General features: G+C 42.8%; 17 protein-coding genes. 9 read left to right on the top strand and 8 right to left on the bottom strand.

From position 1 onward, the window contains the following. Positions 1-58: 58 nt before the first annotated feature. Together J0K78_RS18945 and J0K78_RS18940 are read right to left on the bottom strand one after the other, a co-directional pair. Positions 59-352, bottom strand: coding sequence for an AzlD domain-containing protein (locus J0K78_RS18945; RefSeq protein ID WP_206948472.1), 294 nt, complete (start codon positions 350-352; stop codon positions 59-61). Further along, a complete protein-coding gene (locus tag J0K78_RS18940; protein WP_206948471.1) occupies positions 349-1,086 on the bottom strand; it encodes an AzlC family ABC transporter permease in 738 nt (245 codons plus the stop codon). Before J0K78_RS18940 ends, J0K78_RS18945 begins: the two co-directional genes overlap by 4 nt. 425 nt (positions 1,087-1,511) lie before the next feature. Between J0K78_RS18940 and nhaC the strand changes: the two genes are divergently transcribed. Next, positions 1,512-2,918 carry a Na+/H+ antiporter NhaC gene (gene nhaC / locus J0K78_RS18935; RefSeq protein WP_206948470.1) on the top strand — a complete coding sequence of 469 codons (1,407 nt, stop codon included), beginning with the start codon at positions 1,512-1,514 and terminating at the stop codon, positions 2,916-2,918. Between the two features lie 200 nt (positions 2,919-3,118). Beyond that, a complete protein-coding gene (locus tag J0K78_RS18930) occupies positions 3,119-3,952 on the top strand; it encodes an MBL fold metallo-hydrolase (RefSeq protein WP_206948469.1) in 834 nt (277 codons plus the stop codon). A 16-nt stretch (positions 3,953-3,968) separates the two neighbouring features. Here the strand turns inward: J0K78_RS18930 and J0K78_RS18925 are convergent, their stop codons facing one another. Further along, the gene (locus tag J0K78_RS18925; RefSeq protein WP_206948468.1) at positions 3,969-4,748 is read right to left on the bottom strand and encodes a cobalamin-binding protein; all 780 of its coding nucleotides are present in this window, start codon (positions 4,746-4,748) and stop codon (positions 3,969-3,971) included. A gap of 99 nt (positions 4,749-4,847) precedes the next feature. Between J0K78_RS18925 and J0K78_RS18920 the strand changes: the two genes are divergently transcribed. The 3 genes from J0K78_RS18920 (at position 4,848) to J0K78_RS18910 (ending at position 6,941) form a co-directional block, all read left to right on the top strand. Further along, complete coding sequence (locus J0K78_RS18920) at positions 4,848-5,675, top strand: alpha/beta fold hydrolase (RefSeq protein WP_206948467.1); 828 nt, start codon at positions 4,848-4,850, stop codon at positions 5,673-5,675. 18 nt (positions 5,676-5,693) lie between these two features. Further along, entirely contained in the window at positions 5,694-6,545 is an 852-nt protein-coding gene (locus tag J0K78_RS18915) for a hypothetical protein (RefSeq protein ID WP_206948466.1), read from the top strand. Positions 6,546-6,743: 198 nt separating this feature from the next. Then, positions 6,744-6,941 (top strand): cold-shock protein, encoded by a 198-nt coding sequence (locus J0K78_RS18910; RefSeq protein ID WP_035510016.1) that lies wholly within the window; start codon positions 6,744-6,746, stop codon positions 6,939-6,941. 668 nt (positions 6,942-7,609) lie between these two features. Here the strand turns inward: J0K78_RS18910 and map are convergent. Both map and J0K78_RS18900 read right to left on the bottom strand, forming a co-directional pair. After that, positions 7,610-8,365, bottom strand: coding sequence for a type I methionyl aminopeptidase (gene map / locus J0K78_RS18905; protein WP_206948465.1), 756 nt, complete (start codon positions 8,363-8,365; stop codon positions 7,610-7,612). Positions 8,366-8,452: 87 nt separating this feature from the next. Further along, on the bottom strand, positions 8,453-9,007 hold the full coding sequence (locus tag J0K78_RS18900; RefSeq protein WP_206948464.1) for a sugar O-acetyltransferase: 555 nt from the start codon (positions 9,005-9,007) through the stop codon (positions 8,453-8,455). An 88-nt stretch (positions 9,008-9,095) separates the two neighbouring features. Here J0K78_RS18900 and J0K78_RS18895 point away from each other — a divergent pair, with 88 nt between their 5' ends. The 3 genes from J0K78_RS18895 (at position 9,096) to J0K78_RS18885 (ending at position 12,627) form a co-directional block, all read left to right on the top strand. Beyond that, the gene (locus J0K78_RS18895; protein WP_206948463.1) at positions 9,096-9,596 is read left to right on the top strand and encodes a GNAT family N-acetyltransferase; all 501 of its coding nucleotides are present in this window, start codon (positions 9,096-9,098) and stop codon (positions 9,594-9,596) included. Between the two features lie 681 nt (positions 9,597-10,277). Beyond that, positions 10,278-11,000 carry an ABC transporter ATP-binding protein gene (locus J0K78_RS18890; RefSeq protein WP_206948462.1) on the top strand — a complete coding sequence of 241 codons (723 nt, stop codon included), beginning with the start codon at positions 10,278-10,280 and terminating at the stop codon, positions 10,998-11,000. Beyond that, positions 10,993-12,627 carry a putative ABC transporter permease subunit gene (locus J0K78_RS18885; protein WP_206948461.1) on the top strand — a complete coding sequence of 545 codons (1,635 nt, stop codon included), beginning with the start codon at positions 10,993-10,995 and terminating at the stop codon, positions 12,625-12,627. Before J0K78_RS18890 ends, J0K78_RS18885 begins: the two co-directional genes overlap by 8 nt. A 61-nt stretch (positions 12,628-12,688) precedes the next feature. Here the strand turns inward: J0K78_RS18885 and J0K78_RS18880 are convergent, their stop codons facing one another. Then, positions 12,689-12,895: a zinc ribbon domain-containing protein gene (locus tag J0K78_RS18880; RefSeq protein ID WP_206948460.1), complete on the bottom strand. Its 207-nt coding sequence runs from the start codon at positions 12,893-12,895 to the stop codon at positions 12,689-12,691. Positions 12,896-12,929: 34 nt separating this feature from the next. After that, positions 12,930-13,349 carry a universal stress protein gene (locus J0K78_RS18875; protein ID WP_206948459.1) on the bottom strand — a complete coding sequence of 140 codons (420 nt, stop codon included), beginning with the start codon at positions 13,347-13,349 and terminating at the stop codon, positions 12,930-12,932. 281 nt (positions 13,350-13,630) lie between these two features. Between J0K78_RS18875 and J0K78_RS18870 the strand changes: the two genes are divergently transcribed. Next, complete coding sequence (locus J0K78_RS18870; protein ID WP_206948458.1) at positions 13,631-15,091, top strand: SulP family inorganic anion transporter; 1,461 nt, start codon at positions 13,631-13,633, stop codon at positions 15,089-15,091. Positions 15,092-15,105: 14 nt separating this feature from the next. Here the strand turns inward: J0K78_RS18870 and J0K78_RS18865 are convergent, their stop codons facing one another. Continuing rightward, positions 15,106-15,660, bottom strand: a complete 555-nt coding sequence (locus J0K78_RS18865) for a GNAT family N-acetyltransferase (protein WP_206948457.1) — start codon at positions 15,658-15,660, stop codon at positions 15,106-15,108. Positions 15,661-16,062: the final 402 nt, after the last annotated feature.

The raw sequence follows: 16,062 nt of genomic DNA, 5'->3' as shown, positions 1-16,062 counted from the left end.
GATCAATTCCTTTCTCGGAAGTATCCCTATACGATATGCACCTTCTGGGCAGGTGTGATTATAATGTCATCAAGAATACAGATGCAATCGCCCCAAGGACAACAAAGATAATATGGACATTCAACCATGCAAGAAAGATTCCTATCAAACCTGCTATGATCCCGATTTGAGGTGCATCAGGTTTTACTGAAATAATTCCCGGAAAAATCAATGCTCCTAAGGCAGCGTAAGGAATAGCATTAAGCCACCGGTCCACCCATTTCGGGAAAGTGACAAACCCTACAATCAACGCAGGTAAAAACCTTGGTACAGCTGTAACAACGGCCATACCGATGATCATCCAAATGATCATTCTGTCACCTCCTCATCCTCAAGAATCCAAATTCCGCTGAAACCTGCAAGGACTGTCCCCATCACAATAGCCCAGCCTTGACTCATCCCCCAGAACTGACAAATAAAATTGATCAACATCGCGAGTACAGCGATGCAGGCGATTTTATAATTCTTTTTCACAGACGGGATCAAAAGTCCAATGAACATAGCGTACAAGGCAACACCCATACTGTCACTTAACCTTGCGGGCATGACATCACCTAAAACCCCACCAAGGTAAGATCCTCCCACCCATGATAAATAAGCAGTCATAATTAGAGAAGCATAAAACAAGCTGCCATGTTTTTCTTTTGCTTCGTTTTTATACAGGGCGGACATCGTAAAAGTTTCATCTGTTAAACCTAAGGAGAGAGGAAGTTTTGCTCCTAATGCTATCCCCTTCAAACGGTTGACGAAAGATAGACTCATGACAAAATGCCTGAAGTTGAGAACAAATGTAGCGATAATAATTTCAATCATCCCTGTTCCCGTTGCTACCATACCCACTGCCAGAAATTGAGCAGCACCGGCAAAAACGAGTACGCTCATCAATGTAAGCTCTAAATTCGTCATGCCTGTACGGCTCGCTAAGACACCATAAGTGAGAGCGATGGGTAAATAGCCCAGCATAATTGGAAAACCTGCAATAATTCCTCTTTTTATCATATGTAAACGCGTAGAAGAAGCCGTGGTGCTTATGACTTGAGTTTCCATCCTTCCTCCCCCTTTCCAATCAAATTTCCACTATTATACACAACTAACGGTACAATTTGAAGCTTCCCCTTTTAAAATAATCGTTGACATACAATAATAAATATTCTATTATGAATTCACATTACTTCACTGCTTAAAAGCGTTTAAGTAAAAAAGAATAGTTCGTATCATGAATTCCGAAGTAGATGGTTCGATTAGCAGCCGATCAGAGACCAAGTGGGTGGTGAGAACTTGGGCATCCTTCCATCGAATTACAGAATTCCATACCAAATGATACACCAACAGAGTGGGTAAAGGGTTTTCTTTACCAACAAGGGTGGTACCGCGGAGTGTGAGCTTCGTCCCTGTTTTTCAGGGACGGGGCTTTTATTTTTTTAAATGTGGCCCAAGAAGTAAAGAATAAGAAAAATTGAGGGGGAATTCCTATGCTTCATCTGCAGCCAAAAAAGCTACCAGGCTTAATCGAATCCACATTACTATTACTCGTAACCATTGGAATCATCAGTTATTTTATCATTGACGTTCAAACCGTCCCACACATTCCGATTTTAATCGGGATACTCATTATGATCGCCTATGGGTCTTATAGAAAAATGAGCTTTAAAGATCTGCAGTACGGGATGACTCAAGGAGCACAGACAGGAATGGGGGCTGTCCTGCTATTTTTTGTCATTGGTGTTCTAATTTCAAGCTGGATGGCAAGCGGAACGATTCCCGTCTTAATGAATGCAGGCTTCCTGCTGGCTGGAGGCCCATGGTTCCTTGCGATCGTGTTTGCTGTAACAGCCATTGTTGGAGTTGCCTTAGGGAGCTCATTCACAACAGCAGCGACGGTTGGGGTCGCGCTCATCGGGGTCGCTCAATCGATGGACGTATCCTTAGCCATGACAGCTGGAGCCATTGTATCTGGGGCATTCTTTGGTGACAAAATGTCCCCGCTTTCCGATACGACCAATCTGGCATCCACAGTTGTGAACGTTGATTTATTTGAGCACATAAAAAACATGGCATGGACAACGATTCCAGCCTTTGTAATTACCTTTATCCTGTTCATGATTCTATCCCCGGATGGAAGCCCGGATGTTGAGCAACTGAATACGTTTCAAGCCGGGCTTAGTGATACAGGCTTGATGCACTGGACCTCCTGGATTCCATTAGCTTCACTTGTGCTTATGACAATAACCAAACGTCCGGCCTTCCTATCCCTTGCCATCAGCAGCATTATTGCCACAATGATTGCCGGCTTACGCGGTGTCATGGAATGGGGCGCTCTTTTTGGAACATGGTTTGATGGTTTCCAAGGAAATTCAGGAAATGAAATTGTTAACGAGCTGTTAACACGCGGCGGTATGAACGGGATGCTCTTCACTGTAGCCCTGGTCATTCTCGCTCTTGCTCTTGGAGGTCTCTTCTTTGTTACAGGGATCATCCCTTCTATTTTGACGCGGGTACAGGAATCGTTGAAATCGGCACGATCCGCTACGCTGGCTACAGCGTTTACAGCGATTGGAATCAACATTGCCATTGGTGAACAATATTTGTCCATCCTGCTTACGGGAGAAGCTTACCAGGATATTTATGAAAAAGCTGGTCTTGCAAGGAAGAACTTGTCAAGAACACTGGAAGATGCCGGAACCGTCATTAACCCGCTTGTACCTTGGAGTGTTTGTGGTGTCTTTTTATCCGGCGTCCTCGGTGTACCCGTTCTCGAATATTTGCCATTTGCTTTCTTCTGCTTACTCAGCCCATTGCTCACGATTTTATTTGGAATGACAGGTAAAACACTGACCCCAAAGCAAACGAAAGTTCAAACATTCGATAAAGCAAACTAACAGATGAAAGACCGTCTCTTTACGTAAAGGGAGAGTCTTTTTTTATTCACTGGTTCCCCAATAAAAAGCGATTTAGACTGCCTGTGGCTGACACGATTCCTGCAATATAACGCCTATCATGGCTAAACAAAAGGATGGTGAATAATTCCCCTTCTCTGACTTACACTAAATAATAACAATGAGGGAGCGAGGTGATAGGCATGGACCAAATGGAACATGAAAATCAGTCGAACGAAGAATATCATATGGGGCATGCAGAAGCTGAACAAGTGTTGGATGATATCGCCTTTTACCGCACGTTAATTGTCAATGTTATTTTTATTGGTAAAGAGGGGGCCGAAGATTGGGTGCTCGTTGATTGTGGAATCGGACATTATTGTAAACGGATTATGGAAGCCGCCGAGAAGAGGTATGGACAAACAAAACCGAAAGCCATTATTTTGACCCATGGTCATTTCGATCATGTCGGTTCAGCTAAGCAGCTGGCAGAAGAATGGAAGATTCCTATATACATTCATCCAATGGAAATGGATTATGTAACAGATAAAAGAGATTACCCTGTAGGTGATGCAACCGTTGGAGGTGGGTTATTTTCACTTTTATCACCTTTCTTCCCTACTCACCAGGCAGATTTGAGTAAATACATCCATCCACTACCAAACGACGGGACCATTCCTTTTCTTGAAGAGTGGCGTTTCATCCACACCCCTGGACATACACCGGGTCATATTGCTCTGTTTCGAGATAAGGACAAGACACTCATTGCCGGGGATGCATTTATTACAGTCAAACAGGAATCAAGTATGGCTGTGTTTACTCAACATCAGCACGTACATGGTCCGCCCGCATATTTCACTCATAACTGGGAGGAAGCGGAAAAATCGGTTAAGGAACTAGCATCGCTCCAGCCATCAGTAGCTATCACCGGCCACGGTCTGCCAATGGAAGGAGAACTTCTGTCGAAACAATTGAACGATCTCGCCACAAATTTTAAAGAATTGGCTGTTCCGAAACATAAAGGGAAAACTCACTAAACAGCAAGTGATTGACTCACTTGCTGTTTTCATGTTTAACAACAGTGTAAATCTTTCTAAGACCTTCCAATAAACGCGGACTTGGTCGGCAAAAGAGGGACTCTTCCAGTACATGAATGCGATCATGCTTCACAGCCTTAAGTTCGGACCAACCAGGTCTTCTTCTAATAAGATCAGGATTCATTTTCTCTTCCTTCACCCCTACCCACACCATACATATATGATCTGGATCGCGTTTTTTCACTTCTTCCCAATCGGTTTGAAAGCTAGCGACTTCTTGATCATGGAAAAGATTAACACCACCAGACAGTTCACTGATTTCATTCAGCCAGTTCAATTTCCCTGGTGTGAATATCGGTTTTGGCCACCACTCCCAATACAAAGTAGGCTTCTGCTCCATCTGTTGGGCTTGCTGTCTAAAGTCATCGATTTCACTCATAAAGGCTTCCGCATGCTGGCGGCCTTTCTCCTCCACTCCGATTGCCTTTCCTACACGACGAATATCTTCAGAAATCTCATATAACGTGTTCGGATTCAATATGATATAGGGCAGGTCGTATTCTTCCAATCCCTCAATGTTCTTTTCCATTCCAGGAACAGACAAAGATGCTAAAACGAGATCCGGCTTCAACGCAGCCACCTTTTCGATATCAATAGATAAGTCAGGACCAAGCTTCGGAAGGTGTCCTACTTCCTTGGGATAATCAGAATAATTATCGACACCAACCAACAGGTGCGTCTGCCCAAGATTAGCGACAATTTCAGTATTGCTGGGACAAATCGACACAATTCTCATTTTTTAACCCCTTTTTTCAGAATCGTCTGATGTTTCATTTTCTTTCATTATAGCTTATATTGAATGTATGGAAAAACACGAAAGAAAGGGATGAACCCATTGACGACAACGCTCCTCGATACATCCAAAGGAATAGTAGAGTTTACATATAAAGGGTCCGGCCCTCCTGTTCTGTTACTGAAAGGTGGTCATTCCACAAGAGATACCGACTTATCTCACAGCAGTCTGATCTATGAAGGGTTTTCTCTACTAACGATTTCTCGTCCCGGCTACGATTACACCGAGCTCTCCACAGGCCGATCACCTGAGGATTTTGCCAATACAATCGTCGAAGTACTCGACCATCTTAAACTCGAAAAAGTGAACGTCATCTCTATATCGGCGGCGGGTCCTACTGGGATCGCTCTAGCCGTGCATCATCCTGACCGGGTGGATCGTCTATTGCTCGAAGCAGCACTCCTCACTTCATGGGAAAATGATGTTAAGAAAAGGGCTTCGCTCCTTTTTGGGCCAGCAGAGAAATTTGTTTGGAGCAGCCTCCGAACCATGCTTAAATTATTCCCTGATTTGGTTTTGAAACAATTGCTGGCTGATTTAACAACAGAGAATGTTGAAGATTATCTGGGAAACCTTACCCCTAATGACCGCCGTTTTATAGTCGATATGCTGGCGACTTCACAATCCGGCAGAGGGTTCATCACAGATCTTGAACACGAAACCCCGGATATAAGCGGCATTCAGGTGCCAGTTCTCGGCATGTATTCACAGAAAGATCGAAGTGTGCCGTATACGAATGCTTTATTGCTAAAATCTTCCGTACCTGATTGTGAAATTTTTGAAGTTGACTCCGATAGTCATTTAATTTGGATAGGTAAAGATGCTCACACCGTTTGGAAAAAACGCCTGGAATTTTTAACTAATACTTAAATATTCGGAGGGATCATCATGGATGATGTCAGATGCAAACAAATGTTGGATCGTTTCCTTACGTTTTATGACCAAGCCTCCCAAACACCGATGCACAGACGTTATGAATTATGGACCGATCAATACGCTTTTCCTTATACCCCGCCTGGCTATCAACAGGGGCAGCTAGCCAAAGAAATGATTGAATATGCATGGAATAGATACGAACAAATTTATGACAAAATTCAATATTTTGACATTGGCCCTTTAGAAGTGAATGGTTATGTAGAATCCATTAAACAAATTCTGCATTGTACATCACCTGTTAGAATGACCGTCATGTTTTTTGTTGGTACATTTGAAACAGATCCATTCATTATGGAAAAAGACCAGCATTACACCCTATGCTTTCCTGTCGAACTAACATCCAGCCGGACCCGGTTGATTCAAGAATTAACACGTGTTGTCCACTGCAGCCAATCCGGACTTGCTCCAAGCCATACACGAACATTAGGGCAGTTGATCTTCCAGGAAGGGATGGCAGCCCACACAACCGAAGAAGTTTTAGAAGAGAGTGGAATGATCGACTTTCCATTATGCTGGGAACAGGAAAAATGCAGTCGCGAACCGAACCGTGTCATGATGAACATCCAACCACACCTGCACAGAACCGATTATGAAGCCCTTTATTCATTTACAAAAGGCACAGGGGCCTCAGGTTTTGAAAAAGAAGCCAATTACACTGGCTATTTGATTGTCGAACATTTATTGGAGCAAGGACGTCCACTCTACGATCTCGCCCGCATTCAGAATACTGAGGTCGATGCCATTGTAGAGAAGTCTCTATTCTCGTTAATGAATCAAGCTTACCTCACCCAGCCGCAGGAATGAACATTCCCATTAGTTGGGAAAACTTTTTCTTTACAGGGCTTTCATTCCTTTTGGCCATCTGTTATACTAAGGTTAATTATTCGTTGTTCGATCAGATTCATGCAAGAGAAGATGTTTCGTAAGATGTCGTCTTGATGGAACTTGAAGAGCAAGAATAGTAATACAATGTGGAATTTTTCCACGCAGGAGGTAACGTACATGGTTGAAGGTACAGTAAAATGGTTTAACGCAGAAAAAGGTTTTGGATTTATCGAAGTAGAAGGTCAAGACGACGTCTTCGTACACTTCTCCGCTATTCAAGAAGAAGGTTTCAAGTCTCTTGAAGAAGGACAAGTTGTAACTTTCGAAATTGAAGAAGGTCAGCGTGGACCACAAGCAGCTAACGTTCAAAAATAAGAACGTATGAAAAACTCCCCTTTCATAGGGGAGTTTTTTTTATGCCCAAATGAAACCGAATCTTCCACTAAAGCTCCCTTTAGTGGAAGACTCAGTTTCGAGACTTTTGTTGGGTGGATGGGGGCTGCGGGGAATAGCTCGCTTTCCGCGGGAGCGCGGTGAGCCTCCTCAGACTGCGTCCTGTGGGGTCTCACCAAGCACTTTTATCCCGCAGGAGTCTCGCCATTTTCCTCCGCCCCTTTGCTATATTAGTATCTCGAAACCACTTCCTGAATAATCAGCTATTCTATGTGATGAGAGCATAAGGATAATACTCCCAAGCCGAGGTACTTGAACCCTATAAGCTTGATACAGAGCGTTTTCTGACTACAACATTAAGGATAGTGGGAGACCTTCCAACTTGGTATAAGGGTTCGTTATCCCCTTCATCGAATGGGGTGGTTGGGAAGCTGCGAGACTCCCGTGGGAGAAGGAGATAGGCGAGATCCCGCAGGACGCAGTCCGAGGAAGCTCGGCGCTCCCCCACAGGAAAGCGAGTAGCTTCCCAGCCACCCCTGACGCTCAACCTTGGCAACGAACCCTAAAAGGTCTCGAAACTGAGTCTTCAAGAAACCTGCCATTTTCTTCAATAAAAAAAAGAAGGCTCAGTGAGAGCCTTCTTTTTTTGCTTATTCTTCGTCCTGTTCGGTAAGAATCATAGGACCTTCTTTTGTAATAGCGACGGTGTGCTCGTATTGAGCAGAAAGGGAGCCGTCAACAGTGCGAGCTGTCCAGTTGTTTTCGTCCATCTGGCTTCCCCATGCACCAATGTTTATCATCGGTTCAATCGTTATGACCATCCCCTCTTTCAAACGCGCCCCTTTTCCAGCTGCACCAAAGTGAGGAATATAAGGATCTTCATGAATGGAATCACCAATTCCATGTCCTGTGAAATCACGGACGACCGAATAACCTTCTCCTTCTGCATAGGATTGAATAGCATGACCGATATCGCCGATGCGCTTCCCAGGAACAGCCTGCTCAATCCCTTTATAAAGAGAAGTTTTCGTGACATCCATCAATTTTTGAGCTTCTTCACTAATCTCTCCTACAGCATGCGTCCAGGCAGAATCAGCAAGAAAGCCATTTAAGTTAACGACCATATCGATCGTCACGATATCGCCTTCCTTCAGCTGTTCCTGCCGTGGAAAACCATGACAGATTTCATCATTGATGGAAGCACATGTAGTGAATTCATATCCCTGGTAGCCTTTCTGCTCTCCAGTAGCTCCGCGTTCGGCTAAGTACTTTTCAACGAAATTTTCAATTTCCATAGTGGTTACACCAGGTTTAATGAACGTGCGTAATTGTTTATGAACACTAGCAAGAAGCTTCCCTGCTTCGTGCATCTTTTCAATTTCTCTTTGACTCTTACGTTTGATCATTTGCTCAATCCTCTCTTTTTCTATTACGTATGCATGCACCCTCTAGTATGATAACGAAAAATTGGAGGAACGACTACCCTTATGATTTTAGTCCACCCTTCGAATTTCTTTTGCAGGGTTTCCAGCTACAAACACATTCGGTGGAACATCCTTCGTCACCACTGCCCCTGATCCAATCACGACGTTTTCTCCAATCGTTACTCCAGGATTGATGACAGCACTTCCTCCGATCCATACATCGTCCCCAATGGTAATTGGTCTGCCAGCCTCCAAGCCACTCATCCTCGTCTCCCGATCCATTGGATGAGTAGCCGTATACAATTGTACATTCGGACCGATCAGGACTCTTTTTCCGATACGAATCTCACAGACGTCCAGAAATACACAGTTGTAATTAGCGAAAAAACCGTCACCTACATGAATATTGTAACCATAATCACAATAAAATGGGGTTTCGAGTCCCATTTCCCCCTCAATCGTACCAAAAAGGTCATGAATCAGCTGCTTACGATAATGGTCTTCTGTATCTTTTGTCTGGTTCAATTGATACATCAGTTGTTTAGCACGGGACCGTTCCAACGTCAACTCTTCATCCCAGGATTTATACAATTCGCCTGCCAGCATTTTTTCCTTTTCAGTCATGAGATTACCTCCGTCATTAAATACGTTCTCTCTTTACTTTACCATAGTTTTTCGCTAGTCTAGGAACAACCGAAGGAGGTCATTCATTATGCAAGTACGTGAATTGAATCAAGCGGACGCTAAAGAATATTACGATTTAAGGCTAGAAGCGCTACTGACCAACCCTGATGCTTTTATCACTACATATGAACAAGAAAAACAACGGCCAGATCCGATCAACACAACTGCTGAAAGATTGGAAGGTGAAACCTCCCGTACGTTCGGGCTATTTGTTGAGGAAACGCTCGCAGGTGTCGTCACCTTAGTGAAAGAAACTCACCCAAAGTTTTCCCACAAAGCTTCCATTGTAGCCATGTACATAACTAAAGAACATAGACGCAAAGGTGGTGCGGAACTTTTGGTTGAAGAGTTGATTCAATTTGCAAGGGCCATCGAGCTGGAAGTACTTCACTTGAGCGTAGTTACAGATAATCACCCAGCTCAGGAGCTTTATAAAAAACTCGGCTTCCAGACATATGGCACAGAGGAAAAAGCCATCAAATTACCTGATCGCTATTTAGACGAAGATCATATGGTCCTCTTTATTTAATCAATAAAACAATTCCACAAAAGCTCCCTTTAGTGGAAGATTCGGTTTCGAGATGTTTCTGGGTTCGTTGCCTGGGTTGAGCGTCAGGGGTGGCTGGGAAGCAACTCGCTTTCCTGTGGGGGAGCGCCGAGCTTCCTCGGACTGCGTCCTGCGGGATCTCGCCTATCTCCTTCTCCCACGGGAGTCTCGCAGCTTCCCAACCACCCCATTTCATATGAGGGAGAAACGAACCCCCTATACCGAGATGGAGTGTCCCCCACTCTCCCATCTAGAGTGGGGATAAGCTTCTGTATCAAGGTTTCACTTTCTGAATGCCCACTGGGCAGAATTAATATTATCCTTTCCCAAAACCATACAAGCTGAGTTTTAAGTAGTGGTTTCGAGAACCTTCCTTGGTTAAGGGGCGGAGGGGAATTGCGAGACTCCTGCGGGAAAAGAGTGCTAGGTGAGACCCCGCAAGGCGTCAGCCTGAGGAGGCTCATCGCGCTCCCGCGGAAAGCGAGTTATTCCCCGTAGCCCCATCCACTCAACAAACGTCTCGAAACTGAGTCTTTAAGAAACCTGCCATTTTCTTCAATAAGCAGAGAAGTAGAATAAAGACAGTGGTGTTGGAAAATTGAAACATTCCCCCTTTTCTTTCGTATAGAAAAGAGGAAAGCAACTTAAGTAAAGGGTGAAAATATGATAGAAATCAATCGTATCTCTAAAAGCTTCGCAGGGAAACAAGCGGTGAAAGACCTTGACCTTTTTGTCCCGGATGGCAAGATATTCGGCTTCCTCGGTCCAAACGGAGCTGGAAAATCAACAACGATTAAAATGATGACAGGGATTTTGCCCATTGATGAAGGTTCGATCATTATGAATGGCATCGATGTAGCGAAAGAACCGATGAAGGCCAAGCATCAATTTGGGTATGTCCCTGACCGTTCAGACATTTTTCTAAGGTTAAAAGGGATTGAATATTTGAATTTTATTGCTGATGTATTTGAAGTCCCAAAGGATATCCGAAAAGAAAAAATTGAACATTTGACAAAAAGCTTTGGAATTTATGAGGCTTTGAATGATCATATCCAAACCTACTCTCATGGGATGAGACAGAAAATTGTAGTCAGTGGTGTACTGCTTCATGATCCAGATGTCTGGATTCTGGATGAACCGTTAACGGGACTGGATCCGAAGTCTTCCTATACATTAAAGGAAATGATGCGTGACCATGCCAGAAGAGGGAAAATTGTCTTTTTTTCCACCCATGTTTTAGAAGTAGTAGAACAGTTGTGTGATGAGGTTGCCATCATTAATAATGGGCACGTGCAATTCAAAGGGAATATGGCTGAGATGAGACAGCAATTTAAAGATGATGATAATCTCGAGCACTTGTTCCTGGAGTTGACTCAAAATGAATAAAGCATGGAAATTGATGCGCATCATGGTCAAAATGCAATTATCCATGGCCAATAAAAGCAACATGGAAAAATTCGGATTTGTCATGATTGGTTTAATGATGATCCCTTTCGGATTGCTCATCTTGTTTTTTATTCAAGGAATCATCGGTAACATGTATGCCGCCCTTGAACCACTAGGGAACGAAGGGGTCATTCTTGGATTATTGTTTGTCATGATGACTTTTATTTTCTGTTTTACAAGTATAGGGACCGTACTCAGTTCTTTTTACTTCGCCGAAGATGTGGAGTCTTTTATATCTTTGCCTTTTCAACCTTATCAAATCTTATTTGGGAAGTCTGCGGTTCCTTTTCTATCGTTATATGGTTTAAATACGATCTTGCTGCTCCCCTCTCTCATATTCTTTGGCTTACATAGCGGAGCCGGCGTCCTATATTATCTTTCAGCTCTAATCATTTGGGCATTAACACCCATCATACCTTTCGTCTTAACGGCTATCGTTCTTATGTTCATTATGAGATTCGCCAATATATCTAAAAATAAAGATCGTACAAAAGTACTCGTCGGGCTCCTGGGGTTTGTCTTTGCTATAGGAATTAATGTACTGCTCCGCTTGGATTCAGGAACAGGTAACGTAGCAGAAATGTTAACACAGCAGAATGCTCTTCTTGAACTTGTAACAAAATTCTTCCCTACTGCTTACTTCAGTAGTATCGCCCTAACTGAAATCGGAGAGTGGACTGGAGTATTTTACTTCCTTCTGTTTGTCGCATTATCGCTAGGGGCCTTCTTTGTATTCCTTACTGTTGGCCAAAGGTTATACTTTAAAGGTGTGCTTGGTTTATCTGGAGGAAAGCGAAGCGACTTTGATGAAGAAAAGATTCAAAAACAAGTAAAGCAGCAGTCTCTATTAATGAGTTTATGGAAAAAAGAGATGCGCATCATCTTTCGAACTCCTACTTTTTTCACACAAATTGTCGTGCAGAGCCTCTTCTTTCCGGTATTCCTAATTATCATTATGATGTTGGACCCCAATGGACCTCTTACAGGGTGGGGGACTCAACTCAATGTTATTGAAGGAAAAAAAGTCATTTTAGGGATGTTTGGGATCACAGTTGTCGCACTAGGAATTAATCCCGCCTCCTTCTCTTCCGTGTCCAGAGACGGGAAGAGCTGGTTCAACCATTTATACTTGCCTATTCCAGCATCAACGGTCATTCTAAGTAAACTGCTTGTCTCCTTTTTCATGAATAGTTTATCCATCATGCTTCTAGCCTTGGCTGCATTAATCGTTCTTAAAGTCCCTTTCACCATATGGCTGCTCTGGTTCGTGATTTCTCTTATTACAGGCTGGGTCGCCAGCATCGCAGGGCTTATGATTGATTTGTACAGTCCGAAGTTGAATTGGACAGATGAAAGGGAAGTTTTTAAAGGAAGGTTTATTGGAATAGTCCCTCTAGCATTGGAATCAGCGGTGTTTGGGATCATTATTCTCATTTTGTGGAATAGTGGCTTGCAAGGAATATGGACCGTCGGTAGTGTACTAATTCTTGTGTTGGTGACGATCACTGCTCTCACACAATATTACTTAAATCGTATGGTCCAAAGAAAATACTATAAGATCCTTTGAAGATTAAAAAAAGCTCTGAGTAAAAACTCAGGGCTTTTTTAATCTACATGTTTCAGTTGGCTTAACCTCCAAAGAAAAAGTCGAGGATGTTACCTGCTTTGGAAGCATTTTGGTTGTAAAACTCTGAGTATCCGCAATTCTTGCAATAAACGACGGTAAATTTGTTGTTTTGGACATCCATCATTTTTGATAGACCTGAACCTGTCATTGAAACATCCTTTTTTCCTGCGTCTGTGCTTCCACATTTAATACAGCCTTGTTCATTCATGGATAAACATCTCCCTTCTAGAGTATAATAGCCATCATTTCACAATCATAACTGGACATTTCGCTCTCTTCGCCACTTTATGGCTTACACTTCCCAATACCATTTCTTGCAGGGTATTCAAACCTCTACTTCCAATCACTACAAGATCAAAGTTATTTTCATTTGCATACTTAACGATCGTCGGACCCGGTTCACCATGTTGAATGCTTACTTGATACGAAGCATTTTTCTCCAGAAGAATTTCTTCAATAGGTTTCAATCTCTGCTGCCGACGCTGCTCAACCATGCTTTGATCACCTTCGGATAAGACATCTGACTTAGACTGCTCACCGTCGATCACATAAACGATTGTAATTTCACCGTCCCCTTGTAAGTGGGCAAGCTCTGCAGCACGTTCGGCTGTCCGGATAGAGTGTTCGGATCCATCTGCTGCTACTAATATCTTCTTATACATCGGAATTCCCCCAGTCGACTTCATTTGTTTTTTCCATTTTACCATTTTCATTCATCATTAAGGTGAAAAAACTACCATTAAATAACTTACAATAATATGAATTTTGTATAGTTGGGGTCTATATAATCGAAAAAAGGAGGAAAAAAGAGAAAAATAATTATTTATGCGCTTACATGGGGTTATGTAATATCCCCTATAGGTGATATAATCTGATCGTTCTTGCCGGATTTCCGTATTGTTACGGACAATACAAAATATAAAAAGTAGAAAGAGGTGCGCAATTGAACACAGAAACAATTAAACAACAATGGTTCGGAAACGTAAAAAACGATGTGCTTTCAGGCATGGTCGTCGCTATGGCGCTCATCCCTGAAGCGATCGCTTTCTCTATCATCGCTGGAGTCGACCCCATGGTAGGTTTGTACGCTTCCTTCTGTATCGCTGTCGTCATTGCTTTTATGGGTGGTCGTCCAGGTATGATTTCTGCTGCGACCGGAGCTATGGCTGTCTTGATGGTCACCTTAGTCAAGGACCATGGTTTAGAGTATTTACTGGCTGCTACGATTTTGACGGGGATTTTACAGTTTACTTTAGGCGCATTGAAAATCGGACAGCTTATGAAGTTCATTCCTAGGTCAGTCATGATTGGTTTTGTGAATGCCCTAGCGATTCTTATTTTCTCATCACAACTTGTCCATTTTGAAGGGGCAGGATTAGCTATGTATGCGATGGTAGTAGGGTCATTAGCTATTATTTATATTCTACCAAGATTCACCAAATCCGTTCCTTCACCATTGGTGGCTATAGTCGTCATGACAATCATCGCCATCACGACAGGAGCTGGATTGAAAACAGTAGGGGATATGGGAGAACTATCCAGTACACTGCCTATTTTCCTTCTACCAGATATCCCATTGACGTTTGAAACATTACAAATTATTTTCCCTATTTCACTGGCTCTTGCTTTTGTTGGATTACTTGAATCGTTACTAACTGCACAAATTGTAGATGATATGACAGATACAGTAAGTGATAAAAATAAAGAAGCCAGAGGACAGGGAATGGCCAATGTGGTTTCCGGTTTCTTTGGTGGAATGGCTGGTTGCGCCATGATCGGTCAATCCGTTATTAACGTATCCTCAGGCGGTCGCGGACGATTATCAACACTTGTGGCAGGAATATTTATGATGCTGCTGATTATTGTATTCAATGATCTTCTCGTTCAAATCCCTATGGCCGTCCTCGTCGGAGTCATGATCATGGTTTCCATTGGAACATTTGATTGGAGCTCACTGACACGCTTCAAAAAGACTCCGATTACAGACAGTATCGTCATGCTTGTAACCGTTGGTACAGTTGTACAGACTCATGATCTGTCTAAAGGTGTCATTGCTGGTGTCATTTTAAGTGCTATTTTCTTCGTTGCTAAGATTTCAAAAGTGAAAGTTGAGGAAGTATTCGACCAGAATACAGAAAAAATGGTGTACCATGTAAGTGGTCAAGTCTTCTTCGCTTCCACAGACAGCTTGCTTAAGCATTTCGACTATGATGTGAAAGCATCCCATGTAGTGATTGACTTTACCCATGCCCATGTTTGGGATGACTCAGCTGTCGCTGCGATTGATAAACTGATAACGAAATATGAAGACCGTGATATAGATGTCGAGATTGTTGGATTGAATAAGGACAGCTCTCAGCTTGTTCGACGCCTTACAGTCAATGACAAACTAAATGCTTCATAAGTAAAGCGCAAGGCCTAAGGCCTTGCGCTTTTTTCTATCCATTCTTCTCTCAGCATACTGTAGACGCACGAATCCTGCCATTTGCCTTTCACAAGTAAATCTTTCCGAAGAATTCCTTCTTTGATCATACCGACCTTTTCTAATACTCTAATCGATCCTGTATTCTCCGGATTTGATGTGGCTACGACTCGCTGAAGTTCACAATGCTCAAAACAATAATTGATCATCAATTGAACAGCCTCTGTCGCCAAACCTCTTCCCCAGTAATCTTGATGAATGATAAAACCGATTTCGCCGATTCCATCCCAGTCTCGAATGTTCATCTCAATATTACCAACCACTTCATCCATTTCTTTTTCTACAATGGTAAAAACATAGCGGCTTCTATGTCTTTGTTGCCGATCAATGATAATTTGACGGACGAAAAAGAGACTATCTTCCTCTGTGTTCGGGCCCCACGGCTGGTGTTTTACCGTCTCTTCGTTCGATGAATAAGGGTGAAAGGCTGACCAGTCTTCAAGTAAGACTTCCCGAAGATAAATACGGTCACTCTCTGAAATCACTTCCACTCCATCACGTCCTATATCCTTTAATTTATATCATCTATTTAAAAGACATGCTTTTAACTCTTTCATCCAAGGACTGGGATCTTCTTTCACCATATAGGCCCGTACACCTTTGTGTGTATGCAAATAAAGCATTCCATACATGGACGAAGATCTCCGATATGAAACGTCATGAATGGCATGAAGAGGAAAAGTTTCCTTTGGCGACACCACGCTTGTTTCAAACAGCTTCAACTTATTTTCTTTCTCTAAATAGAGCTGCTGATTATTTTCAATGACACGCGTTCTCTCGAATATGGGTTGAGAACAAATCAACATCTATCGCCCTTTCTTTATTCCTTTACTACTTCAAGTATACCGCACTTTTTAAGACCGTGTATAGACAATCCACCCCACTCCACTATA

The organism is Halobacillus sp. GSS1 (assembly GCF_017307035.1).
Taxonomy (GTDB): Bacteria; Bacillota; Bacilli; order Bacillales; family Halobacillaceae; genus Halobacillus; species Halobacillus litoralis.
This window is presented reverse-complemented; position numbering and strand designations above follow the sequence as displayed.

Excerpts from the sequence above, each read along its gene's own strand:
- J0K78_RS18945 (WP_206948472.1), bottom strand. The coding sequence starts at position 352 with ATGATCATTTGGATGATCATCGGTATGGCCGTTGTTACAGCTGTACCA.
- J0K78_RS18940 (WP_206948471.1), bottom strand. The coding sequence starts at position 1,086 with ATGGAAACTCAAGTCATAAGCACCACGGCTTCTTCTACGCGTTTACAT.
- nhaC (WP_206948470.1), top strand. The coding sequence starts at position 1,512 with ATGCTTCATCTGCAGCCAAAAAAGCTACCAGGCTTAATCGAATCCACA.
- J0K78_RS18930 (WP_206948469.1), top strand. The coding sequence starts at position 3,119 with ATGGACCAAATGGAACATGAAAATCAGTCGAACGAAGAATATCATATG.
- J0K78_RS18925 (WP_206948468.1), bottom strand. The coding sequence starts at position 4,748 with ATGAGAATTGTGTCGATTTGTCCCAGCAATACTGAAATTGTCGCTAAT.
- J0K78_RS18915 (WP_206948466.1), top strand. The coding sequence starts at position 5,694 with ATGGATGATGTCAGATGCAAACAAATGTTGGATCGTTTCCTTACGTTT.
- J0K78_RS18910 (WP_035510016.1), top strand. The coding sequence starts at position 6,744 with ATGGTTGAAGGTACAGTAAAATGGTTTAACGCAGAAAAAGGTTTTGGA.
- map (WP_206948465.1), bottom strand. The coding sequence starts at position 8,365 with ATGATCAAACGTAAGAGTCAAAGAGAAATTGAAAAGATGCACGAAGCA.
- J0K78_RS18900 (WP_206948464.1), bottom strand. The coding sequence starts at position 9,007 with ATGACTGAAAAGGAAAAAATGCTGGCAGGCGAATTGTATAAATCCTGG.
- J0K78_RS18895 (WP_206948463.1), top strand. The coding sequence starts at position 9,096 with ATGCAAGTACGTGAATTGAATCAAGCGGACGCTAAAGAATATTACGAT.
- J0K78_RS18890 (WP_206948462.1), top strand. The coding sequence starts at position 10,278 with ATGATAGAAATCAATCGTATCTCTAAAAGCTTCGCAGGGAAACAAGCG.
- J0K78_RS18885 (WP_206948461.1), top strand. The coding sequence starts at position 10,993 with ATGAATAAAGCATGGAAATTGATGCGCATCATGGTCAAAATGCAATTA.
- J0K78_RS18880 (WP_206948460.1), bottom strand. The coding sequence starts at position 12,895 with ATGAATGAACAAGGCTGTATTAAATGTGGAAGCACAGACGCAGGAAAA.
- J0K78_RS18875 (WP_206948459.1), bottom strand. The coding sequence starts at position 13,349 with ATGTATAAGAAGATATTAGTAGCAGCAGATGGATCCGAACACTCTATC.